The following is a 24,358-nucleotide window of genomic DNA, read 5'->3' as shown; positions in this document are numbered from 1 at the left end:
CTCACTTACATATTTTGATAAACCGCTTTAATTTTTCTTTAATGAATCTAATTCACTATTTGTTAAGTTTCTATAATTTCCAATTGGTAAATTATCCAAATGCACTCCCATAATTCTGACTCTTTTTAATTTCTGAACTTTAAAGCCAAGAGTTTCGCACATTCTTCTAATTTGTCTATTTAAGCCCTGAGTTAAAATAATATTAAATGTATGTTTATTAACTTTTTTAACAACGCAAGGTCTTGTAACCTGATCTAATATTTTTACTCCTTTGGACATTTGTTTGATAAACTCCTCTGTAATGGGTTTATCAACAGTTACAACATATTCCTTTTCATGATAATTGGAAGCTTTTAAAATGTTATTAACCAACGCCCCGTCATTCGTTAACAATATTAACCCTTGAGAATTCTTGTCCAATCTTCCAATAGGATAAATTCTCTTCCTATAGTTAATATAATCAACAATATTATCGGGATTATTTTTGTCAGTTGTACATTCTACTCCAACAGGCTTATTAAAAGCTATAACAATCTGTTCTTCTTCTCTTGAAACTTCTTTTCCATCAACAGTAACTTTGTCTAACAAATTTACTTTCTGCCCCATCAAAGCAGTTTCGTTGTTTACCTTAACATGCCCTTCTTCTATTAATCTGTCAGCCTGTCTTCTTGAGCAAAAACCTGCATCACTTAAAAATTTATTTAATCTTATTTCTTCTGTATTACTTTTCTGTTCTTTTAATCTTTTATTATCCATATACATACCTTATTTTAGTATTTTTAACTTAAATTATTCTAAATAAATCCTTCTAAATTATACATCTTAATAATGATAAATGATACTAGAAACAACGTCAACAAAAATAAGATAAGAGAAGCTGTATATTATCAAAAACCTTAACTAATATATAAAGCAATAAAACTTTAACTCAAACTAAAACAAATGAAACTTCAGCTACAAAATGCTAAAAAGAAGCTGCAACAATTTTGTTACAGCTTCAGCTAACAAATTTATAGAACATGTACTCTCCCTCTAATAGTTTATAGTTTAATTTATTTCTAATACCCTTATTTATATTTTACATTCACACAAATACATATCTATAAATATTATTATTTATTTTTCAGCATGATTAATTATTCGTTTTTGCAATTAATTAGTTTTGGTAATTAATTCGCTTTAGTAATTAATTTGCTTATTAATCAGCTTTATTTTCTTTCAAGGTTTGTTTCTGATTTATTAATTTTCTCTTCTAGGCAAAACAGTTTTCTTTTTTGAAACTACTAATTTAGTAATTACATAAGTTAAGCCACCAACAATAACACCTACTAATAAAATCACACCTACTAACATCCAGTTTGTATTTGCGATAAGTGTTATCTTAAATCCGTCTTCTGTCTGGATTTGTCTAAATATAATTAGGAAGTCAACAATTATTGCTATACCACATACTAATACGCCATTTAAAACAGCCATAATGTTCTTTGACTTTTCTCTTGTTACAGGTTTTGCTGCTCTTAAATCAATTGAATTTGAAACAAGCGCCATAACATATACTGTAACTACAGTTTCAGGAATCATGTATGCTCCATTGTATACTAAAGAATATAATGCTCCATCAGCTGTTGGAATTGATACACCTGCCCATACTGTACAACCTGTAATAAAATGACATAAATATCTTAATAAACAAACAATCAATGTTCCTAAAACTAAGGCACCTGTCTGATGTTTATTTTTCTTAACAACACCAAGTAAACCAAGCACTGTAAAAGCCACAATGTAATCTAAAAGAATTATGGCAATCATAGCTGTTGTTGATGTAGCATAAGAAACATTTGATAGACCTGTTAATAATTGCAAAATACTATATGTAAAACTTGTAATAAGTCCCCATTTTAATCCATTCCTGTAACCTGCAATTATAATAGGCAACATACTTGCCGCTGTTACTGCTCCACCGTATGGCATGTCGATAATCTTAATAAAGCTTAACACAAAAGCCATAGCAATCAAAACTGAACATTCTACCAATGTTCCTGTTTTCTTTGTTTTTTCCATAAAAAAAGTCCTCCTTAGAATATAATATCACCAGAGAACCTATACATAACTAAATGCTTCCTTACGATGGTACTAACCATATCAAGTAGTGAGGGTCGACATACATCTCTCAGCCATCCGGCACCCCTAGCGACATATTTTTCATTATTTATTCTATATTCTTTAACATTTTTTGTCAAGTTGGCAAAGTATTGTATACATATCTGATTAGTTTAATATACAATTAGAAGACTTCCTTTTCCAACTGATATAACAGGATTTGCATTTACAAACTGATTGCTTACCCCTAAAGGTCTGTTTTCCTCAAGTTTATAGTTTTCTATATTATATAATGCATTTTTTATTGTAACATTATGAGCAACTCCGTTTATCGCAAAAACCGAAAATATATTTTTTTCTTTTCCTGTTATTGAAATCGAACCATCTGAAACAACTGTATATGTGTTATTACCATCAACCATCTTAATGTTGGCTCCTAATTGTGATGCATATAAAAGTGTTTGTATATTGGCAAAAGTATGGTCTATCCTTCCACCGGTTCCTCCGAAAATCACAATGTTATTAAAGCCTTTGTGCAATGCTGTCTTAACACAAATCATCATATCTGTTTCGTTTTTCATTACTTTGTGCTTTTCCACATTGCCACCAACAGGAACATATCCTAAAGAGTCAAAATCACCTATTACCAAATCAGGTTCTATTCCAAGTTGGTGTATTTTCTCAAAACCGCCATCTGCCGCTATTACAAAATCATTTTCTTTTTTAGTAAAATTGGTACCGGAGTTATCTCCGGCACCAACTATATAACATACGTTTTCCATTTATTTGACCTACTAATTTCTATTTGTTTTTGTTATTTTTTGAAGCTGTTGTCTGTGGCTTTGTTGTACTATTCACCTTTGTAGTAGGTGCCTGTGTTGTCACAGATGCTTTTGTTGTTGCATTGTTAGATGTATGAGATGCAGTTGTTTCATTCTTATTGTTTGAAGTTCCTGTAGTAGTCTCATTTTTCTTTTCATTTGCTTTAGCATTAATAGCATCATAATAAGCCTTAACCTTAGGATCTGATGCCTTAACACTTTCAAATTCTTCCTGAACATCTTTTAATAAATCCTGAACATCAGAATCTTTTGTAACTTTATTCATGTATTTTTGAATATCATCACCACTATCATTTTGAATATAAACATTTCCTGTTTTCTTATCCCTAACAACATATAATCTGCTAATTGCAGGAACTGTTGTGTCAATATTCTTAAGTCCCATCTGATAATATGCATAAACTACATACGTGTCATCATAAGGACCTTTCTTTGTGTAACATTCAACATCACTATATTCCGATACATAAGTTCTTTGCTTCACGCTGTTAATGTCATATAAGTTTCCAACATACTGTGCGATTATCTCAGCTCTCTTTGCGTCATCTTCAATTAAAAAAGCATTGAGATAATTTTTTACAACGTCAGTTATTTCAGGATACTTATCGTCCTGTAGTGGATTCTCAGCTACAGCTTTCTCTGCCTTTGATGGAGTATTAACAACAAAATGTCTTACTAATAAAACACCTCCAACTACAATAACAAATGCTATAACTGCTGCAATTATCATATCAAATCTAATATTTTTCTTTTTTACAGGTTGTTCTCTTCTTACTACCTGTCTGCTATCGTTTTCTACTTCCTCTAGAAGTGCATCAAGCTCTTCCTTGGATAATTTATTTTCATCTTCTTCGAAATCCTTTGGATTATCCACGTTTCACATCTCCTTTATTCAACAATTTCTCTCATAATATCAAAAATAAAACTAAAATTCAACTTAGCAGGTATTGAACCCTTCTTAATTCTAATGTAAAATAAAGGCTATGCATCTGTAGTCTAATGGATAGAACGTCGCCCTCCGGAGGCGATAATGCCAGTTCGATTCTGGCCAGATGCATTTTATTCTATCTCACCAATATCTCTTCTATACATATAAACATGGTCTGATAATACATCTACCGGATCTAACTGTCTTCGATTAACGTCCCTTATCATTTCATCAATATACTCTCTTGAGCAACTAATATCTGGAATCAAAATCACTTCATGTATCGAACTTGGAATAATGTATACATCACTATCATGTTCACTGGCAAATTTCTCTATTGCATGTGGATATGTAATGCAGGTTGCACCATTTAATTTCATAGTATTGGTCATAACATACATATTAACATCTTCTATTTTCATATTATTAACTTCTTCTCTTACTAAAGTCTTAAGTTCTCCGTAAGTGTAATCGCCGTACATCGTATCTTCACTTATTATTTCGCCATCATCACCTTCAAAACTTTCTCCAAATTCGTCTCCATATCCATTTCCATAATTACTTCCAAACTCATCTTCCACCCAGTCTTCATCTCCTAATATATCTTTTAATATCATATCTGAAATAATATCTTCCATTGGTGTAACTACAACAGGGAATTTGTCCCATGTATTTTTGAACGCAATATCCCTAAGTTCTTTTCTGGAAATTCCCCATCCTTCCAAATGTTCCTTATGAATTAATGCAGTTGCCTGACCTTCCCCATCTTCCGAAACCATTATATAAAATACAATTGCCAAATCTAAAAATTTTAAATAAGGTACTTTGTTTAATAATTCTTTGTTCATTTCATAATTAATCAACTTATAATGTATCATGGTCTTTACTTTCTCAAAATCTGCTATGTCTCTTAAATCTATATCTGCATTAAAGCTATCCATACTATATAAATACATATTAAAAATCTCAGTACATATATTTGTCATGTCTCTTCCATGCTTAAAATCTACAAAATAATTTCTTAAATATATCGTAGGTGTAGCCACCTCTTCTTTCCTTACAATACTAATGGCTTTTCTTCTAACATTGTTGTTCTTTAAAACATTTCGTACTACAACTACTCCCTCACCTAATTCCTTTTCAACAATGTCTTCAACCCCTCTTTTAACTTCCTTTACAAACTTCTCATAATTCATTACTATTCTTCCTCCGGTAAATATTAAAATATTGTCAGCTAAATGCTACTCTTACATTTTACTTTAGGAATTTAGTAATTGATTTTATTTTTAAGAATGTGTCAAAAATAACTTTTTTGTGCAATTAATTTTCAATAATAACGCAAAAATCGTGTGCGATTAAAACTCACACACGATTTTATGCTTTCCACATACCTGATAAAAATCAAATATTACTGATTCTGTTTTCTAATATTAGCTCTCTTTCTTAATGTTGGATCTAATATTTTCTTTCTAATTCTTAGGCTTTCAGGTGTAATTTCAAGTAATTCATCTGTATCAATATACTCTAATGCCTGCTCAAGACTTAATTCCTTCTTAGGCACTAATCTTAAAGCTTCATCAGAACTTGATGTTCTTGTGTTTGATAAATGCTTTGTCTTACAAACATTTACTTCGATGTCTTCAGCTCTACCTGTCTGACCTACAATCATACCTGAATATACTTTTTCGCCAGGTCCTATAAATAATGTACCACGCTCCTGAGCATTAAATAAGCCGTAAGTAATCGCTTCACCTGCTTCAAAAGCAATAAGTGAACCCTGTTTTCTGTACTGGATTTCTCCCTTATAAGGACCGTATTCATCGAACATTGCGTTCATGATACCGTTACCCTTTGTGTCAGTCATAAACTGACCTCTGTATCCAATAAGACCTCTTGATGGAATTGAGAATTCAAGTCTTGTAAATCCGTCACCTGTTGGTGCCATTCCCTGTAATTCACCTTTTCTGTTACTTAATTTTTCAATAATTGCTCCTGAGAATTCTTCAGGTACATCAATGTAACAAATTTCCATTGGCTCTAACTTCTTGCCTCGTTCATCTTCCTTGTAAATTACTTCTGCTTTACTTACTGCAAATTCGTAACCTTCACGTCTCATGTTTTCAATGAGTACAGATAAATGAAGTTCTCCACGACCTGATACTTTAAATGAATTCTTCTCATCTGTTTCTTCAACTCTTAAAGAAACATCAGTGTTTAATTCTCTCATAAGTCTGTCTCTTAAATGACGAGATGTAACAAACTTACCTTCCTGACCTGCTAGTGGACTGTCATTTACCATAAACTGCATAGAAATTGTTGGGTCAGAAATCTTCTGGAATGGTATTGGCTTTGGATTTTCGATTGAGCAGATTGTATCCCCAATACTAATATCCGCAATACCTGAAATAGCTACAATTGAACCAACTGTTGCTTCATTAACTTCTACTTTATTTAATCCTTCAAATTCATAAAGTTTGCTGATTTTTACTCTCTTTGTGTTTTCAGGATCATGATAGTTTGCTAAAACTACATCCTGATTTACTTTGATTGTACCATTATCAACCTTACCAACACCGATTCTACCTACATAATCGTTGTAGTCAATTGTACTAATAAGAACCTGTGTATCTGCTTCAGGATCACCTTCTGGAGCAGGTATATAATCAATAATTGTTTCAAATAAAGGCTTCATGTCTACATCAGGATCTTCCATTTTTAATTTGGCAAATCCCTGCTTTGCTGATGCAAATACAAAAGGACATTCAAGCTGATCTTCGTTAGCATCTAAGTCGATAAATAACTCTAATACTTCATCAATTACTTCGTTAGGTCTTGCTTCCGGTCTGTCAATCTTGTTGATACATACAATAACAGGTAAGCTTAATTCTAATGCTTTCTTTAAAACGAATCTTGTCTGAGGCATTGCACCTTCAAAAGCATCAACAACTAAAACAACACCATTTACCATTTTAAGAACACGTTCTACTTCTCCACCAAAATCAGCATGGCCCGGTGTATCAATAATGTTAATCTTTGTATTCTTATAAGTTACTGCTGTATTCTTAGAAAGAATTGTAATACCTCTTTCTCTTTCAATATCATTTGAATCCATTACTCTTTCAGCAACTTCCTGATTTTCTCTAAAAACACCACTTTGCTTTAAAAGTTCATCTACTAAAGTTGTTTTACCATGGTCTACATGGGCAATAATGGCAATGTTTCTAACATCTTCTCTAATCATCTTTTATCTCCTTATTTGTATTTATTAATCTGCTTTTTATAATATGCGTTAATTGTTAGTTTCTATAATAAACCTACGTTATATACTTTTTCAAAAGTAATTTAAAAACTCACTTTCACTAATCTGCACATAGGCATAACCTTATCTATCTTATCACAAACTTAATTTTTTTCAATCTTTTCCTATCATAACGGATTTATTTGTATTTTATTACGTTTACAACTAGCGTTTTTTCCATTATTTCTATTTTGTATTTATATAGTGAAGTTAATCAGTACATTTTTGCTTATATTCAATATCATCAACTCTGCTAAATACCGCCTGTCCGTTAGTAGCCTCTACCACCTGACTTTTAAATTTTTCAAAATTTTCTTTTGGCATTTCAATATCTAATTTAACATTTGCGCCGTACTCTTCTTTTGCTTCTATATTCATTTGTGCAATTATATATTTTATTTTTCCAATGCTATTGTAATCACACTCAACTGAGAAACTAACACCTTCGCAAACTCTCAAAAGCCGGCTGTTTTCTATTGCTGCCTTAGAGCTTTGACCGTACGCTCTTACAAGCCCACCTGTGCCAAGCAATGTACCACCAAAATATCTTGTAACAATTATAAGGGTGTTATGGATATTACCTTTTGTCAGCACTTCCAAAATCGGTTTACCTGCTGTTCCCTGGGGCTCTCCATCATCACTGAATCTCTGCACTTCATTGTTCTTTCCTATTACAAAAGCGAAACAGTTATGCCTTGCATCCCAATACTGTTTCTTAGTTTTCTCTACTATTTCTAATGCCTGTTCCTCAGAATCAACGGGAAAAACATTGGCAATAAACCTTGATTTTTTCTCTACGATTTCTCCCTGAGCCGGACCGTCGACCATGTAAAATTCTTCCATTAATGTACCTTTTCCTTTTACTTTAACTAAAATTTATCTCTGCCATTTTAACATACTTTTTTCTCCATATCCACACTGACAAATATTGCAAATCTTTTTTATCATAAAAACTAATATTTGCATTCGATTTTTGGCGACAAACTTCCCCTTTATTTAATGTATGTCTTTTGATATAATTGAACGGAATAGGAGGTTTTCTATGAATTTTGGATACAGAGAGACCATTGACAAACAAAAAGATTTAGTTTCTGTACAAAGAAAAGTGGTTTCAAAATCATTAGTTGGAGTATTAAAAGTATTTCTTTATCTTTTAGTTCTCCTTATTATTACAGTAGGATTTCTGGGCTTAGGACTTTTACATGGAATTATCAAAAGTGCCCCATCGGTAGATGATATTTCCATCACGCCTTCGGCATCAGCTACTACTGTTTATGATTCTAATAATAAAAAAATCAGTACCCTTGTAACATCTGGTTCGAACAGAATCAAGATAAGTCTGGATCAGGTTCCTGATCATTTGAAATGGGCTTTTATTGATACTGAGGACTCTCGTTTCTACGAACACAACGGTATTGATGTACAGGGTATCGGTCGAGCTGCTTTCATTGCACTTACAACAATGAATCCGTCAGAAGGTGCCAGTACCTTAACTCAGCAGGTTTTGAAGAATAATGTCTTTACTAACTGGACAAATGAAAGTTCTTTCCTTGCTTCTTTTAAACGAAAGATTCAGGAACAGTATCTTGCAGTTCAATTAGAAAAAGTCACATCAAAAGACAAAATATTAGAAACATACCTAAATACTATTAACTTAGGTTCTAATACTTTAGGAGTTGAGGCAGCCTCAAGAAGATATTTTAATAAGAAGGCAAAGAAATTAACAATTTCTGAATCAGCAGTAATTGCTTCTATTACACAGAATCCTTCTTACTATGATCCGATTTTGAATCCTAAGCATAATGCTAAAAGACGTAAAAAGATTCTTAAGAACATGAAAGCCGCAGGTCATATTACAAAGAAGGAATATAAACAAGCTTTAAAAGATGATGTTTACTCAAGAATTCAGAAGGTTAATAACAAAATTGAAAAAAACAGTAATTCAATTAATTCATATTTTGTAGATGAAGTTATTAATCAGGTTATGGCTGATTTACAGTCCATCAAAGGCTACTCATACACTCAGGCTTACAACGCAGTGTACAGTGGCGGATTAAAAATTTACTCAACACAGGATAGTGACATTCAGAAGATTTGTGACGAAGAAACATCTAATGATGCAAATTATCCATACTCAATTTATTACTCAATTAACTGGGCATGGACAGTTCAAAATCCTGACGGAACAGTTGATAATTATGATGAAAGTGATATTAGTACCTACCACAGAAAAGTTTTAGGCGAAAGCAATTATCAGTTAATCTTTTCATCAAAAGAATCAGCCAAGGCTGAAGTTGACGCTTACAAGAAACATTTAAAACAAAAGTATTACAAAAAAGGTGTAAAGAAAAAATTAGGCTACATTCAGGCTGAAACATTGTACTATAATCCACAACCTCAGGTTTCATTTACAGTAATGGATCAGAATACAGGCTATGTTAAAGCCATTGTTGGTGGACGTGGAAAGAAAAATGTAAACCTTTCTCTTAACAGAGCAACGGATTCAACCCGTCAGCCGGGTTCTACTTTTAAGGTATTAGCTGCTTATGCACCTGCAATTGACACAATGGGCTATACTCTTTCAACTACTATTGTTGATGAGCCATATAGATATTCAAATGGTCGTTCAGTTAATAACTGGTACAGTGGTTATCGTGGAACAGTAACTGTTAAGAAAGCCATCGCCGACTCAATGAATGTATGTGCAGTAAAAACAATTACAGCAATTACACCACAACTTGGTTACGATTACTTATGTAATTTTGGAATAACAACTCTTGTTGATAATCGTGTTGAAAAAGATGGTTCAGTTACATCTGATATACATCAGCCTTTAGCTTTAGGCGGTATTACAGATGGTGTTACTAACTTAGAAATGACTGCCGCTTACGCAACCATTGCTAACTTAGGAACATATACACAACCTGCTTTTTATTCACAGGTAATTGACGAAAACGGACGTGTTCTTCTTGACAGAACTACTCCTACTACTCACACAGTTTTAAAAGAATCTACAGCGGTTCTTTTAACAGAAGCAATGGAAAGCGTTGTTACTTCCGGTACAGGTACAGCCTGCCAGCTTGACGACGACATGCCTGTAGCTGGAAAAACAGGTACTACTTCAAGTGAATATGACTTATGGTTCTGTGGTTACACACCATATCTTACAGCCTCAATATGGACAGGATATGATGAAAATAAGTCATTATCAGGTGATCAGGCATTCCATGAAAGAATGTGGTCAAAGATTGTTAGCAAAATTGATAAAGTAAAAAAATACAAAAAGACAAACTTTAAACAGGGAAAAAATGTAAAAGCATACGATATATGCGATTCTTCAGGAAAAGTTGCCATTGACGGTGTTTGTCCTGAAACTCATGTTGAATATTACAAAAAAGGTAGTGAACCGGCAAAATGTAATTATCATTCAAACAGTTACACAAAATCATACAGTAACAGCAATAATTACTACACAAAGAAAAAATATTACAGTTCTACTACTACAAACGCCAGTGAGAATCAGACAACTGCTAAATCAGGAAGTAAAACAACAGCTAAGGCTAAAAGCAATCCAGATTCTAAAGGTTCTACAAAAGAAAACAATAACAAACCAACTGTAAAAGCCAAAGCTGATACAAAGTCAAAAACTTCAGGTAATTCATCAAAGAAAAATACTTCTGAAGAATAGATTCCCACTACAAAAGGCTCTAGCCAAACGGCTAGAGCCTTTTATTATATAAGCAAGATTCCAATCAGAACTCTAATTACAAATATAAAAATATCGCCATGAAATTCATTGTATATGCTTATTATTTGTTCCATATTCCCCTCTTTCTCTCTTGTTATTAAACTATATTTAAGATTTTTTCCAGTTTTATTGTTTAGTTTCATTGTTTAGCAATTGGATTTTCCGTATTCCACATTACATTCTCTTTTTTATTCTGTTTTTTCAGGAAATTATCAACTTTTTCTTTTGTAGTTTTCTTATTATTTATTCTATAAATAGCTGATTTTTCATTTGAGCTATCAGCTGTACAAATTTCACTATAATAGCACTCACCATTATTAAATTTCAATCTGCCAATATATGTATCTGAAGCACTTCCTGAACTTTCAAAAGTCCCATCTGTCTTTATATTCTTCATGCCTCTAAATGGGAATGCATAAGAGTACACTTTTCCATCTTTATAAGTTAATACAATTTCGTTTCCTGTACCTGTTTGTAAGATGACCTCTTGTTCTCCGTCAGCATCCATATCCACCTGACACCAGGATTGAATGTTTATTTTTTCAGCATTACTTTCTTTCTGGTATTCATATTTGCCCTTTGAATTTACAGTCATATAATTATCTGAATTATAATCCTTAATGTAACATTCTCTCTTTAATTCAGCATTGTAATACTTTTTCTCATTTTTAAGCACCTTTAATATTTGTTCACTTTTTTCTGTAAGATTAAAAGTTATATTTTCCTTTGTGCTTTTCGTTATTGTTGTCGTCGTTGTGTTTTCTGTTCCTTTTGCTTTGTCTTTTACATTACCACATGCCATTAAATTAATAGACAATACTCCTATTGTTGCCAATGTTATTATTCTTTTCATATTCACTTTTCTCCTTTTTAAGTATTTCATTTCTTGTAATTGAAAACAAAAGACGTGCTACCATACAGTAACACGCCTTTATTTATGTTATCATATTTGATTACAATAATTAGCAAACACCCTGTGCTTCCATAGCTTCTGCAACCTTTTCGAATCCGGCGATGTTAGCACCTACTACATAGTTGCCTTCAAATCCGTATCTCTTAGCAGCATCACTGATGTTACGATAAATATTTACCATGATTGTCTGTAATTTAGCATCAACTTCTTCAAATGTCCATGAAAGTCTTTCCGAGTTCTGTGACATTTCAAGAGCTGATGTAGCAACACCACCTGCATTAGCAGCCTTACCACCAACGAACCAAACTCCGTTTTCCTGTAAGTATTCTGTTGCATCAATTGTTGTAGGCATATTAGCACCTTCACAAACAGCTTTACATCCGTTTGCAACTAACTGCTTAGCATCATCAATAAGTAATTCATTCTGTGTAGCACATGGAAGAGCGATATCACACTTAATCTGCCATACTCCACGTCCTTCATGATATTCAGCTGAAGGTCTTGCTGCAGCATATTCTGTAAGTCTTGCTCTCTTAACTTCCTTAACTTCTTTAAGAAGATCTACATCGATTCCTTCTGGATCATAAATCCATCCTGTTGAATCAGAACATGTAACAACCTTAGCTCCCATCTGATGAGCTTTCTGAATAGCATAGATAGCAACGTTACCAGCACCTGATACAACTACTGTCTTGCCTTCCATTGTTTCGCCATGATCTTTCATTAATTCCTGTGTTAAGTAAAGTAATCCGTATCCTGTAGCTTCTGTTCTAGCTAAAGAACCACCGTATGTAAGTCCCTTACCTGTTAGAACACCTTCATATAATCCACGAATTCTCTTATACTGTCCGAACATATATCCGATTTCTCTTGCACCTGTTCCAATATCACCGGCTGGTACGTCTGTATCTGCTCCGATATATTTGCAAAGTTCTGTCATAAAGCTCTGGCAGAATGCCATAACTTCTCTATCTGATTTTCCCTTAGGATCAAAGTCAGAACCACCTTTACCACCACCGATTGGAAGTCCTGTAAGTGAGTTCTTAAAAATCTGCTCAAATCCTAAGAATTTAATAATACCAAGATTTACTGATGGGTGAAGTCTTAAACCACCCTTATATGGTCCAATAGCTGAGTTAAACTGTACTCTGTATCCTGTATTTACCTGTACCTGTCCATTATCATCAACCCAAGGAACTCTAAACTTAATCTGTCTTTCAGGTTCGCAAATTCTTTCAAGTAATGCTTCCTTCTTAAATTTTTCCTCGTTCTTTTCGATTACAGGTCTAAGTGATTCTAATACTTCATCAACTGCCTGTAAAAATTCTGGTTCGCTAGCGTTCTTTTCATGAACCTTAGCTAATACCTCGTCTACATATGACATATTTGTAGCCCTCCTTAATATATTTTTCTTAATCTCGTGTATTACTTTTTTTTACACTTTAACACACTAAAGAGGATTATATATTAATTTCTTTACTTTATCAAGTATTTCAAACATTAAACTTAATATTGTAAAGTGTTTTGTTTTAGAGCTTTATTTTATTAAGTGTGGACTGAATTTTTATAGCGATTACTTAATACTTTTAAGCGTACTTTATTTTTCACTTTTATGCGCAAACTTTTTCTTTTATTTTGTTAATTTTTTCACTATTTCATCTGCTATTTTTTTAATGATTTTTTACTATTTTGTCACCTTTTATTTTATTTTGGGTTTAAAAATCAAAGATGCTAAATATCCGAAAATTAACGCCCCTGAAATTCCAACTGCACTGGAAGTAAAACCGCCTTTAAACAATCCTAAAAAACCAGATTCTTCTATGGCTTCTTTCATTCCCTTCCACAGATTATTTCCAAAGCCCAGTAATGGCACTGTTGCGCCACAGCCTGCCCACTTTGAAAAAGGTTCATAAATTCCTATTGCCCCTAAAATTACTCCCAAGGAAACTAAACCTACCATAATTCTTCCAGGAGTTAGTTTTGTTTTATCAATAAATATTTGCACAATGGCACAAATAATTCCACCTACCAAAAAACTTTTTATAAATATCATTTCTAATCCTTCTTATATTTAATTAAATTTTATTTATTATATACTTTTTATTGTCACTAACCTGTACTTATTTGATCTTCTATTTTTATCTTATTTAATCTAATTTTATTCATCTTATTAACCAATTTCATTTACTGATGAGATTATAGTTAAAACGTATATATTAATTGCCATTTTAATCTGCCTCTATTTGTACTAAATGTGCAATTCCCGGAACGCTGTTTCCTTCATTAAAACTTACCGGAGACATTAAAGCACCTGTAGGCACAAACAATATCTTTTTCCAGACCTTCTTTTTTAACTGTTTAAAAATGTATGATGTTAGAATTGTGGCAGCACAACCACAGCCACTTCCTCCTGCATGTGTGTCCTGACTACTACCATCAAACATTTCCACGCCACAGTCCATATGCTTTTTGGATATGTCATATCCTTTTTCTCTTAATAAATCCATTAGAATTGTCTTTCCAACTATGCCTAAATCACCGGTTATTATTTTGTCGTAATCTTCAGGTGTGGTGTTGAAATCCTTAAAATGTCTGTACAAGGTATCTGCTGCTGCCGGTGCCATACAGGCCCCCATATTTTGTGCATCTTTTACACCATAATCCACAATTATGCCGGTAGTTATTCCTGTGATTTTTGCAAAACCTTTGTTTTTACTTACCACCACTGCGCCAGCTCCGGTTACCGTCCAGGTTGCAGCATAAGGTCTTTGATTTCCATAGGCAAGAGGAAATCTAAACTGTCTTTCTGCACTTGCAAAATGACTTGAAGCTATGGCAATTACGTTTTCTGCATTTTCACCGTCTACCGTTATTGCCGCAATACTTAACGCTTCACCAATTGTGGAACAGGCACCATACAGACCAAAGAAAGGTATTTCAAAATCCAGTATGCCAAATGTAGTAGCTATAAGTTGTCCTAACAAATCCCCTGCAAAAATGTATCTGATGTCTTCCTTACTTAAATTAGACTTAAAAAGAAGTTTCTGTATTACTTCTTTTTGTAAAAGACTCTCTGCATCTTCCCATGTATCCTGACCAAGCATTGGATCCTGTTCTACCACGTCAAATAACTTTCCCATGGGTCCTTCACCTTCTTTTTGTCCAACAATGGAAGCACCTTCCAAAATATATGGTGGATTATCAAAAGCTATGCTTTGTTTTCCCATTATTCTACCCATATTTCCATCCTCACTTTAATTTTTACTATTATTTTGCACTTAATTTTTCAATTTATTCCTATTTACTATTTTTATTAATTACTTTTTTAGTTACTATTTTAATATTTTATTAGTTGCTTTTTAATATTTTATTTGTCACTATTTTGGTTTTTACCCACTATTTTAGTGTTTTACTTGATTAAATTTCTTTTTTTTTATAGAATATAGAAGAATTTTGTTATGAGGGGAGAATTTTATGACAACATCAGAAATTGGTATTTTAATTTCTATCATTGTTTATATGGTAGCAATTATTGGAATTGGTGTTTATTATTCAAAAGTAAATAATAGTACCGAAGATTTTTATTTAGGCGGAAGAAAATTGGGACCTTTCGTTACTGCAATGAGTGCCGAAGCTTCAGACATGAGTAGCTGGCTTCTTATGGGACTACCGGGCGTTGCCTACCTTACAGGTGTTTGTAATGCTTTCTGGACTGCTGTAGGTCTTGGCATTGGTACATACGTAAACTGGTTAATCGTTGCAAAGAGACTTAGAAAATATTCTGTTATCTGTGGAGATGCAATTACAGTTCCTGACTTTTTTGCTAACAGATACAGAGACAAAAAAGTTCTTAAATGCGTATCAGCTCTTATGATTATTATATTCTTTGTACCATATACAGCTTCAGGTTTTGCTGCCTGTGGTAAGTTATTCCATTCATTATTTGGAGTTGACTATATGGCTGCCATGGTTATTAGTGCAATCGTAATTGTTGCTTATACTACTCTTGGTGGTTTCTGGGCTGCAAGTACAAGTGATTTTATCCAAAGTATTGTAATGTCTGTCGCATTAATAATTGTTATTGGATACGGAGTATATTCAGTAGGTGGTATTGATGTTGTTGCTTCTAATGTAAAAGATTTACCAGGTTACATTAATCTTAACGCAACCTTTGATGCAACAACTAACTCATCTTCACCTTATGGAATAATAACTATTTTCTCAACATTGGCTTGGGGACTTGGATATTTCGGTATGCCACATATTCTTTTAAGATTTATGGCTATTGAAGATAAAAATAAAATCAAATTATCAAGAAGAATCGCCAGCGTTTGGGTTGTTATTGCAATGGCTGTAGCAATCTTCATTGGTGTTATCGGTCACACAATGTCACAGGTTGGCGTTATTGATAACTTAAAAGATTCAGAAACAATTATTGTTCAGATTGCAAATGTTTTAAGTTCACATGGTATTTTATTTGCAATAATTGCCGGTGTAATCCTTGCAGGTATTTTGGCATCAACAATGTCAACTTCAGATTCACAGCTCCTTGCTGCTTCATCAAGTGTAACTGAAAACTTAATGGACGGAGTTTTAGGAATTAAATTATCAGAAAAAGCAAAAGTAATCGTGGCAAGATGTACAGTTATTGGTATTGCAATTGTTGCCATATTCTTAGCATCAAATCCTGACAGCTCAGTATTCCAGATTGTTTCTTTTGCCTGGGCAGGTTTTGGTTCAACCTTTGGACCTGTAATGTTATTTGCCTTATTCTGGAAACGTTCAAACAAATACGGTGCTATTTCAGGTATGGTAGCCGGCGGTGCAATGGTATTTATTTGGAAATTTGTCGTTCGACCATTAGGCGGTGCCTGGGATATTTATGAATTACTTCCTGCATTTATTGTTGCCTGCGTATTCATTATTGTTATAAGTTTACTTACAAAGGCACCTGAACAGGAAATTATTGATGAATTTGATTCAGTAAAAAATGCTTAAATGTAATTATTTAACTATTTAATAAATATAAAACTACTTCATCATTTGCTTTAAGCAAAGTGATGGAAATATAGAAAATAATATAATTTTTCACATAAAAAAGAGATGCTGTCAACACATTGATAATGATATGATAACATCTCTTTTTTATTATTATTTATTATTATTGTTTTGTTACTACTCTTTTATGTTACTGTTCTTTTTAAAATCTGTAATTAAGTCTGTTAACTCAAATTGGTTATAAACCGTTATTTATTTCTGTTTATATAATTATTCCTTCTCTATATGCCATTAGGAGCATTTCTAAATCCTTAATATTTTCAGTGATTTCTTTTCCATCATCTGTGTTTTCAACCATCACTCTATAAGGTTCCGTTTCAAAGGAATCAGAGCTTGACTCTATGTCCTTGTTTTCATTTAGCACTTTCTCTATTGACTCAAAAGGCTGGTGTGCCTTAATTCTCATACCATGGGAATTATAAATCAATGTGTACCCTGCTATTCCTGTGGTTTTCTGATAAGCCTTACAGAAACCTCCATCAATAACTATAACCTTGCCATTTGCTTTTAGCGGTGTCTCACCCTGTCCCACCTTAATTGGTGTATGACCGTTAATTATATGTGATAATGGAGAAAACAGACCAAACTCAATTAGAATCATACCTGCTGTTTTTTCTTCTTCATAATAACTATAGTAAGGATCCTTCTCCTCAAAAGCCAACTCTTCATTATCTAGAAATGTTCGCTCAAAAGTTTTTATGTTTCGACCACATAAAGGTGATTTTTTTCCACTCCAAAGATACCACATAAAATCCAAATTATTTTGATTATGCTTGCCAAAATATGCCTTTCTTGCAACGGCATCTGCATAGTCTAGAAGTTTTTTACCCTTATACAGTTTGCCATCAAACTCAACTATCTGGAAGTTTCCATCTTTATCTAAAGGAATACAGCCATGGAATAAAAGATTGTTATTACAACAAACATATATTGCCCCTTTTGAATACAAAAATTCCACATGCTCTTTTAATCTGTTACTATTTAAAAATGAGAATTTCAATTCGTTCACAACATCTTCTTCTCCAATAGAAAGTTCGTATGGATTCTCTTTTGTAACTGTTGGAAAAAGTTCGCCTTTTATTTCATATTCATTTCCATTTATTTCAACTATATTCTTTTCTTTATTAATTTTATGTAAAAGCAGTCTGTCATCCATGTTATATTCAGGATGTCTTTTTATAATCTGCCCTTCTAATTTAAGCAAAATCACCGTAATTGAATAGTAAACTGCATCTGACAATTCCATATGCGGATATGTTTCCTGGGCAAATAAAAGAAGTCTTCTTAAACTAATTCCATATCCGTTTTCTAAAACAGACATATTTTGGTATTTAATGTTATTTCTTACAACATTTGCAATACAGGCTTCCGAACCTGCTGCAGCCCCCATCCACAAAATATCGTGATTGCCCCATTCAATATCCAGTGTATGATATTTCATTAACATATCAATTATTTCGTCTGCCCTCTCACCTCTGTCAAAAATGTCGCCAACAATATGTAGTCTGTCCACAGCCAGTCTTTTAATTAAAGAAGTAAGCTCAATAATAAAGTCTTCTGCACTGTCAATTCCTATAATTGTTTCAATGATTTTCTGATGATAAACTAATTGATTATTGTCTTCATCAGGCTGTGCATGAAGTAACTCGTCTATAATATAAGCGTACTCTTCAGGCATTGCTTTTCTAACTTTGGAACGGGTATATTTTGATGAAAGAAAACCTGCCAGTTTTATAAGATTTCTAAGCGTCATTGTATACCAGTCATCATTAATGACGTCCTGCTTTTTCAAAAGTTTTAATTTCTCTTTCGGATAATAAATCAAAGTACATAAATCCTGTTGTTCTTTTGTACTTAATGTATCCTTAAAAACCATTTGAACTTTTTCTCTAATTACCCCTGAACAATTATTTAAAATATGATAAAAAGCTTCATACTCACCATGTATATCGCTCATAAAATGCTCTGTTCCTTTTGGCAAATTTAGGATTGCCTTTAAGTTAATAATCTCTCTTGATACATGTTCTTTTGTTGGATATTTTTCAGCCAACAATGTAAGATACTTTTTCTTTTCTTTTGATAATTCCATTGTTCCCCTTTTCCTGTATTACTTTCGTTAATTTATTACTGCTTTTTTTATAATACATAAAGGTTCTACAATTGACAAATATAAAAATGTTTCAAATTATTTCGTTTTTTTCACTATCTCTTTTTCCACTATTTTTTCGCTTGATATTTGTCACTATCTAAAAAATGCTCAATAATTTAAAACTAAAAACTTGTCTGACATATAATTTAATAATTTTATATTCTAATTATTCCACTATATTACATTCAGTAATTTTAATATCCAATATACAATTCCTGCAAGCCAACTGCTAAAAATTCCATATAGTATTACAGGTCCTGCAATGGTAAAAATTTTGGCACCTACACCGAAAATCTGCCCTTCTGCCTGAAATTCAATTGCCGGTGAAGCTACACCATTGGCAAATCCAGTAATAGGTACAAGACAGCCAGCCCCGCCTACTTTTGCTATTTTAGGATATAGTCCAATTCCAGTTAAAATAACACTTTCTAATATTAAAACCAAAGTTGTAAAAGCTGCTGCATTTTCTTTTTCCATCCCGAAATTCATAAAAATTTCATTTATAACCTGTCCCATTAAACATATTAAACCTCCAATCCAGAATGCATTCCACATATCCTTAAACAAATTATTATTAGGAGTTATTCTTTCTACATATTCATTGTAGGCTTTTTTCTTTTCTTCACTAGCCATAAATTATCCTTTCCAATCTTAGATTGCCTTTCTTATATTATCCTCTTCTATCCAAAATTATCCTGCTTATGTTAGTCTTTCTTAGCTTATATTATTTATCTTGCTGTTATTTTTTTGCCATGTCGTTTGCGAACTGTATTAACGATGCCATCATTTTTCCCAAAGCCACTGACAAAATTATAAAGTTTAAACCGTATTTTAGTTTTACTCTTCTTGAAAAAATTGCTGTTCCGTTAAGTGCTTCTGCCAATGAAACTGCGAGGCAACCAACAAAGATTCCCTGTGTCAGCCCCATTATCAGTTGGAATCCCTGTACTATATTAGGAGCAAAAGGTAGACTTATTGAGAATATCCAAAATAAATTCCACCATGCACCGCCAAAAACAATTGCACTTTCATACGCTCTAACATGCTTTGCAGTTCTTGAAGTGTCAGCCATCCTTGTAACTACACCTGTTGATGTAATTAATGCAAAGACAGCTCCGGAAATGACTGCTCCACCGCCAAAAGCAATTAGTGCTAAAATTATATATTTTAATATCATAATCTTTCCTTTTAATAGTTGTTTAAATGTTAATTTTATAGCTATTATTTAGCATCCAGTTTTCCGTCCTGTCTGTTATGACCGTCAATTAATGCCTGATTGATTTCAGTTTCATATTTTCTCATTTCTACCTCAATAGGTGTAGGATCTTTTGAGAGTTTTTTAGGTCCGAAATGATTATAAAATACAAGTATTCCAACTGCTAACCCAATGGAATAAGATACTTCCATAACAGTCTTACCTGTATTTTTGCTGCCGGCAACCAGCTTGCATATTTTTTCAAACATTGCTCCGATGGTAATATCGTTGTTAAAAGACATAATGGAAAAGCCTGCACCAAAAAATAATATTATACATATACCTATGACTTTTAAGATTTCAAAGGCTTTATTATCACTGTTTGCTTTTTTAAATTCAATTATACAGTCTGTTTCTCCTATGCTTTGTACATCTACATTTTCAAATTCTTTATCTACTATTTCAAATATCTTCATAATCGAAACAATATATCGTTTTTTACCATTAGAATTGTCATTTAGAAGTTTGATTGGTTTTAGTCTGTTTACAACTGTTTTATTTTTGCACTCTAATTTTCCAAGGTCACCTATTGTCACGTAACTTTTAGTTACTTCCACACATTGATCCATTTTGATATATAATGTATCACTCATTTTTAAATTAAAACTGCCGCCTTAATTTCTGTTGTTTCCTTTTTTTCCGACATTAAATAAATGCCTCCCAATGCCATGGTCAAAGCAACTGCTACTATTAAAATAATTTTTACAAATTTCATATTCCACCTCTTACTAAAAATAAATCAATGTTCCTCAATTTCTTTCATTAACCAAAACTTATAGAAATTGTTAGTTAATTGTTTTATAACATTATCTCCAGTAAGTTGTGGAATATTCCATTTTTTTAAAAATTTACTTGTGCTCTTAATTTTTTTAGAATTTTCTTTTCTAATCTGGAAATCTGAACCTGAGTCAATCCCAGCTTGCTAGCAATTTCCGACTGTGTTTTATTTTTAAAATATCTTAAAACAATTATTGTTTTCTCTTTTTCCTCTAACGTTTCTAATATTTGTTTTACAAACAGTTTATTAATTACTTTTTCCTGGCTCTGTGTCTTATCTTCTATTTTTTCCCCTAAGGTTATTTTTTTCTCACTGTTTCCATAAGCAATTTCTTTGTCTATGGATTGAACAGCGCCCATTGCATTTAAAGCAATAACTACGTCTTCTTTTGATATATCGCATTTAACAGAGAGTTCCTCTATTGTAGGCTCTCTGTTTTCTTTTTCTTCAATTTGTCCTTTTTCCAGCATGATTTTGTTTTGATTTTCTTTTATTGTCCGACTTATTTTTATAATTCCGTCATCCCTTAAAAATCTTCTGATTTCTCCTGTAATTAAAGGTACTGCATAAGTTGAAAAAGACAAATTAAGACTTAAGTCAAATCTGTCAATTGCCTTTAACATACCAATACACCCTATCTGAAATAAATCCTCTCCTTCGTAGCCTCTCCCAAGAAATCTTTTCACAATACTCCATATTAGCGGAGTATTTTCAATGAGAATCTGATCTCTGGAATTTTTGTCTCCCATGTGAGCTTGTTTTATTAGATTTATTGTATCCATACTCCCTCTATCTTATTTTCTATTATTTTTTATTTTCTTAGTCATGCACACAGTTGTTCCATTATGTAATTTTGATTCCACATATAAATCATCCATAAACATTTCCATAAACATAAATCCCATACCAGAACGCTCAAGTTCCGGTTTAGTTGTAAAAAGCGGTTCTTTAGCCTTCTCTACATTTTCGATGCCAACGCCCTGATCTTTTACAGTTATTTTTAATGTGCCATGATTTTCATTTTCTTCCATATCCAAACTGCAATCCATGTACACTTTTCCCTCTGTGCCGTTATACCCATGAATTATTGAGTTTGTCACAGCTTCGGAAACCGCTGTTTTGACGTCATTTAACTCTTCAATTGTAGGATCAAGTTCCGTAATAAAAGCTGATATTACCATTCTTGCCAATCCTTCATTTTCTGATTTTGCATCAAACACCATACTCATATTATTTTCCATCTTAACCTCCTATAATTGTGCTAAACTTGATGTCTCAGTCTTACTTACGATTTTATATAGCCCTGAAATCGTTAAAATTCTGTCAATTGTCTTGTTTATGTTAGTTACCGTAACGTTGCCCCCTCTTGGCTTTATAAGCTTGTATCTGCCCATAATTACGCCAACACCTGAACTGTCCATAAAATTCGTATTCGAAAAATTAAATACAATATTTTTTATCTGGTTTGATATTATGTACCAGTCTGACTGTTCTGTTATCATTTTGGCATTATGATGGTCCAACTCCTCCGGTAAATAAATAAACAAATTGTCTCCTCTCACTTCATATAAAACTTCCATACTGTCCTCCTTATTTTTTATTAATAAAGTATTCTTTAGAATACTGTTTTGCAAAAGAAAAAGAGAAGAACTTTTTTTGTTCTTCTCTTTAGTAAATTAATATTAATTTATTCTGTTCCACTGTCATTTAACAGATTCTGTGCTCTTGAGTAAAAATCTGAATCCTGATGTTTGTCAACAATTTCCTTGAACCACTTTTTAGCATTGGTAGAATCACCTTTTCTTCTATAAGAATATCCTAAGTAGTACATAGCCTCATCATTTTCAGCGTTGGCATCAAGAGCTTTTGTAAACTGCTTTATTGCCTCGTTATAATCTGCACTTTCATAAGCGTCCATACCTGCATTAAATGCTAACTGTTCCACCTTAGATGACAAATTGCTGTTTAAAGTATTATAAACAGATGTAAATGATTCTGAATCCATCTTCATCTTGCCGTCTACATTTTCTAAAGCTGTGGCACTCTTTGTATAATCCTTTGCAATGAAATACTGAACAGCTTCTAACAGGTTACTATAGTTTGAACTAATTGTATTTCCTGTACCTGTATACTGTGCAAGACTTGTTTTCAACTTCTTCTTGTCTGACTTAAGAGTTTCAACCTGATTCTGTAACTCAGATATTGTTGAATTCTTTATTGCAATCTTCTGATTATATTCGACCTTTGTGTCATTTACCTTACTTGTTACGCTGGATATTCTTGCAGGTGTAACTATAAAGTAAACTAGGGCTGCTCCTAATAAGATACCAACAATTACATACATAATGCTCTGTGCACCTGTTAATGCATCTTTGAAGTTTTCCTTTGGCATTATTGTGTCATTACCACTTAGATATGGTCTGTCCACCATAACACCTCTTAAACTTCTTCTTCTCTCCATTCTCTTATCAGGATCATTTTTCTTTTCATCCTCAATGTATTCATTTATTTCACGTAAATATCTGATACTTAAGGGATTACATTTATCTATTTTCATAGATTTCTTTATTGTTCTTTTGGCTCTTTCATATTGACCATTCTTTGTATATAAAAGAGTCAGTAACTGATATGCCTTAATAAAGTTAGGATTCTGATTAAGAACCTTTTTAAGCTGTATTATAGCCATATCATCTGTGCCGTTTCTGGCATAGTCTAAAGCCACGTTAAACTTCTTAATTGTATGGTTTAACTCATCTACCTTGCCTTTTTCCTGCTGGATTGCAAGAAGATATTTATCTGCCGGATTGTTATTTGGCTGTATGTTTGTACTCATAACCCATTCTGAGAATGCCTGTACAGTTTCACCCATTTCAAAATAAACAAGTCCAAGCAGGTTCCTGGCATCAATGTTTCGCTTATTTAATTTTACGCATCGTCTAAGTGTATCAGCAGCACCGGATAAGTCTCTGTTTCTTGCTTTTGTCAGACCGGCATTGTAATATGTGTTAGACAATCTTACTATTCTTTTGTATACACTAACATCCATACCACAGTGACTGCAGTAGTCACTGTTGGTAAGTACATTTCCACAATTGTAGCAAATCATTTATTTTTCCATCCTTCACTGTTATTCTTCTGATTTTAACTCGTTAATCATCTGTATCATAACATCTGTTATGTCTGAAATATTATTGTTATATATGGCATCTTCTGCCTCTTCTATTTCAAGACTAGGATGAAATTTCTTTATTTCCTCATCAAAATTAATCATAATAACCTCCTTAGGTTA

At 32.8% G+C, this 24,358-nt stretch carries 22 protein-coding genes, 1 tRNA gene and 1 riboswitch; of the genes, 3 read left to right on the top strand and 20 right to left on the bottom strand.

Annotated features, from left to right (window positions below; genetic code table 11):
- Positions 1–27 precede the first annotated feature (27 nt).
- The 4 genes from DW006_RS02620 to DW006_RS02605 form a co-directional block, all read right to left on the bottom strand.
- Positions 28–756: a pseudouridine synthase gene (locus DW006_RS02620; protein WP_117998927.1), complete on the bottom strand. Its 729-nt coding sequence runs from the start codon at positions 754–756 to the stop codon at positions 28–30.
- A 483-nt stretch (positions 757–1,239) separates the two neighbouring features.
- A complete protein-coding gene (locus tag DW006_RS02615) occupies positions 1,240–2,061 on the bottom strand; it encodes an energy-coupled thiamine transporter ThiT (protein ID WP_117998926.1) in 822 nt (273 codons plus the stop codon).
- A gap of 41 nt (positions 2,062–2,102) precedes the next feature.
- Positions 2,103–2,199: riboswitch (TPP riboswitch) on the bottom strand.
- 74 nt (positions 2,200–2,273) lie between these two features.
- Positions 2,274–2,882 (bottom strand): thiamine diphosphokinase, encoded by a 609-nt coding sequence (locus DW006_RS02610; protein WP_117998925.1) that lies wholly within the window; start codon positions 2,880–2,882, stop codon positions 2,274–2,276.
- A gap of 19 nt (positions 2,883–2,901) precedes the next feature.
- A complete protein-coding gene (locus tag DW006_RS02605; RefSeq protein ID WP_117998924.1) occupies positions 2,902–3,816 on the bottom strand; it encodes a hypothetical protein in 915 nt (304 codons plus the stop codon).
- Between the two features lie 111 nt (positions 3,817–3,927).
- On the opposite strand from DW006_RS02605, the gene DW006_RS02600 reads away from it, so the two are divergent.
- Positions 3,928–3,999, top strand: a tRNA-Arg gene (locus DW006_RS02600).
- 2 nt (positions 4,000–4,001) lie between these two features.
- Here DW006_RS02600 and DW006_RS02595 read toward each other — a convergent pair.
- From DW006_RS02595 to DW006_RS02585, 3 genes are all read right to left on the bottom strand, one after another.
- Positions 4,002–5,066, bottom strand: coding sequence for a DUF5688 family protein (locus tag DW006_RS02595; RefSeq protein WP_117998923.1), 1,065 nt, complete (start codon positions 5,064–5,066; stop codon positions 4,002–4,004).
- Positions 5,067–5,278: 212 nt separating this feature from the next.
- Positions 5,279–7,111: a translational GTPase TypA gene (typA, locus tag DW006_RS02590; protein ID WP_117998922.1), complete on the bottom strand. Its 1,833-nt coding sequence runs from the start codon at positions 7,109–7,111 to the stop codon at positions 5,279–5,281.
- A 267-nt stretch (positions 7,112–7,378) separates the two neighbouring features.
- A complete protein-coding gene (locus DW006_RS02585; protein ID WP_117998921.1) occupies positions 7,379–8,011 on the bottom strand; it encodes a YigZ family protein in 633 nt (210 codons plus the stop codon).
- 199 nt (positions 8,012–8,210) lie between these two features.
- Here DW006_RS02585 and DW006_RS02580 point away from each other — a divergent pair, with 199 nt between their 5' ends.
- Positions 8,211–10,856: a transglycosylase domain-containing protein gene (locus DW006_RS02580; protein ID WP_158561048.1), complete on the top strand. Its 2,646-nt coding sequence runs from the start codon at positions 8,211–8,213 to the stop codon at positions 10,854–10,856.
- Positions 10,857–11,055: 199 nt separating this feature from the next.
- Here DW006_RS02580 and DW006_RS02575 read toward each other — a convergent pair whose 3' ends face one another.
- From DW006_RS02575 to spoVAD, 4 genes are all read right to left on the bottom strand, one after another.
- The gene (locus DW006_RS02575; RefSeq protein WP_117998919.1) at positions 11,056–11,769 is read right to left on the bottom strand and encodes a hypothetical protein; all 714 of its coding nucleotides are present in this window, start codon (positions 11,767–11,769) and stop codon (positions 11,056–11,058) included.
- A gap of 109 nt (positions 11,770–11,878) precedes the next feature.
- Complete coding sequence (gene gdhA, locus DW006_RS02570) at positions 11,879–13,213, bottom strand: NADP-specific glutamate dehydrogenase (protein ID WP_117998918.1); 1,335 nt, start codon at positions 13,211–13,213, stop codon at positions 11,879–11,881.
- 315 nt (positions 13,214–13,528) lie between these two features.
- Positions 13,529–13,882: a stage V sporulation protein AE gene (gene spoVAE / locus DW006_RS02565; RefSeq protein WP_117998917.1), complete on the bottom strand. Its 354-nt coding sequence runs from the start codon at positions 13,880–13,882 to the stop codon at positions 13,529–13,531.
- Between the two features lie 175 nt (positions 13,883–14,057).
- Positions 14,058–15,068: a stage V sporulation protein AD gene (gene spoVAD / locus DW006_RS02560; protein WP_117998916.1), complete on the bottom strand. Its 1,011-nt coding sequence runs from the start codon at positions 15,066–15,068 to the stop codon at positions 14,058–14,060.
- A gap of 235 nt (positions 15,069–15,303) precedes the next feature.
- On the opposite strand from spoVAD, the gene DW006_RS02555 reads away from it, so the two are divergent.
- A complete protein-coding gene (locus tag DW006_RS02555) occupies positions 15,304–16,827 on the top strand; it encodes a sodium/proline symporter (protein ID WP_117998915.1) in 1,524 nt (507 codons plus the stop codon).
- A gap of 262 nt (positions 16,828–17,089) precedes the next feature.
- On the opposite strand, the gene DW006_RS02550 is transcribed toward DW006_RS02555, so the two are convergent.
- The 9 genes from DW006_RS02550 to DW006_RS12135 form a co-directional block, all read right to left on the bottom strand.
- A complete protein-coding gene (locus DW006_RS02550) occupies positions 17,090–18,976 on the bottom strand; it encodes a fructose-1,6-bisphosphatase (RefSeq protein ID WP_117998914.1) in 1,887 nt (628 codons plus the stop codon).
- Between the two features lie 234 nt (positions 18,977–19,210).
- The gene (locus DW006_RS02545; RefSeq protein ID WP_117998913.1) at positions 19,211–19,669 is read right to left on the bottom strand and encodes a SpoVA/SpoVAEb family sporulation membrane protein; all 459 of its coding nucleotides are present in this window, start codon (positions 19,667–19,669) and stop codon (positions 19,211–19,213) included.
- A gap of 106 nt (positions 19,670–19,775) precedes the next feature.
- On the bottom strand, positions 19,776–20,213 hold the full coding sequence (locus DW006_RS02540) for a stage V sporulation protein AB (RefSeq protein ID WP_117998912.1): 438 nt from the start codon (positions 20,211–20,213) through the stop codon (positions 19,776–19,778).
- Between the two features lie 44 nt (positions 20,214–20,257).
- A complete protein-coding gene (locus DW006_RS02535; protein WP_117998911.1) occupies positions 20,258–20,884 on the bottom strand; it encodes a stage V sporulation protein AA in 627 nt (208 codons plus the stop codon).
- A gap of 247 nt (positions 20,885–21,131) precedes the next feature.
- Complete coding sequence (locus DW006_RS02530) at positions 21,132–21,851, bottom strand: SigB/SigF/SigG family RNA polymerase sigma factor (RefSeq protein ID WP_117998910.1); 720 nt, start codon at positions 21,849–21,851, stop codon at positions 21,132–21,134.
- A 12-nt stretch (positions 21,852–21,863) separates the two neighbouring features.
- Positions 21,864–22,310 carry an anti-sigma F factor gene (spoIIAB, locus tag DW006_RS02525; RefSeq protein ID WP_117998909.1) on the bottom strand — a complete coding sequence of 149 codons (447 nt, stop codon included), beginning with the start codon at positions 22,308–22,310 and terminating at the stop codon, positions 21,864–21,866.
- A 9-nt stretch (positions 22,311–22,319) separates the two neighbouring features.
- A complete protein-coding gene (locus DW006_RS02520; protein ID WP_117998908.1) occupies positions 22,320–22,649 on the bottom strand; it encodes an anti-sigma factor antagonist in 330 nt (109 codons plus the stop codon).
- Between the two features lie 107 nt (positions 22,650–22,756).
- Entirely contained in the window at positions 22,757–24,175 is a 1,419-nt protein-coding gene (locus DW006_RS02515) for a tetratricopeptide repeat protein (RefSeq protein WP_117998907.1), read from the bottom strand.
- A 21-nt stretch (positions 24,176–24,196) separates the two neighbouring features.
- Positions 24,197–24,340 carry a hypothetical protein gene (locus tag DW006_RS12135; RefSeq protein ID WP_022165840.1) on the bottom strand — a complete coding sequence of 48 codons (144 nt, stop codon included), beginning with the start codon at positions 24,338–24,340 and terminating at the stop codon, positions 24,197–24,199.
- Positions 24,341–24,358: the final 18 nt, after the last annotated feature.

It is taken from the genome of Eubacterium sp. AF36-5BH (genome assembly GCF_003460505.1).
Taxonomy (GTDB): domain Bacteria; phylum Bacillota; class Clostridia; order Lachnospirales; family Lachnospiraceae; genus Eubacterium_G.
The sequence above is the reverse complement of the archived record's forward strand: the minus strand, read 5'-3'. Positions and strand labels throughout refer to the sequence as shown.